This window comes from Acidisphaera rubrifaciens HS-AP3 (genome assembly GCF_000964365.1).
GTDB classification, from domain to species: domain Bacteria; phylum Pseudomonadota; class Alphaproteobacteria; order Acetobacterales; family Acetobacteraceae; genus Acidisphaera; species Acidisphaera rubrifaciens.
In genome coordinates this window covers 1-627 of sequence record NZ_BANB01001028.1, presented here as the reverse complement: position 1 = coordinate 627, position 627 = coordinate 1, and the positions used below count along the sequence as shown (strand labels likewise).

1 protein-coding gene is annotated in these 627 nt (G+C 71.1%); it reads left to right on the top strand.

Annotated features, from left to right (window positions below):
- The coding region (locus B8460_RS19830; RefSeq protein WP_048863358.1) for a TRAP transporter large permease subunit at positions 1-627 on the top strand (627 nt) is incomplete at both ends.

The window sequence follows — 627 nt, the reverse complement described above, 5'->3', positions numbered from 1 at the left end:
CTCGTCCCGCTCGGCAACTGGAACCTCGTCGTGTTCTTCGTGCTGCTGCTGGGCGCGGGCGTGCTGCTGTCGGTGCCGATCGCCTTTGCCTTCGGCCTCGCGACGCTCGCCTATCTGGCGACGCTGACGCGCACGCCGCTGTCGGTGGTGGCGAGCCAGATGGATTCGGGGATGAGCAACCTGATCCTGCTGGCGGTGCCGCTGTTCGTCTTCCTCGGCCTGCTGATCGAGATGACGGGGATGGCGCGCGCGATGGTCGCCTGCCTCGCCGCGCTGCTGGGCCATGTGCGGGGCGGGCTGTCCTATGTGTTGCTGGCGGCGATGTATCTGGTGTCCGGCATTTCCGGGTCGAAGGCCGCCGACATGGCGGCGGTGGCGCCGGTGCTGTTCCCCGAGATGAAGGCGCGCGGACTGGACGAGGGGGAGATGGTCTCCCTGCTCGCCGCGTCCGGGGCGATGAGCGAGACGATCCCGCCGTCGCTGGTGCTGATCACCATCGGGTCGGTCACGGGGGTGTCGATCGCCGCCCTGTTCACCGGCGGGCTGTTGCCGGCGGCGGTGCTGGCGCTGGCGCTCGCGCTGATCGCGCGGGGCCGCAGCGGGGCGGAGCGGCTGGCCGGGGTGCGC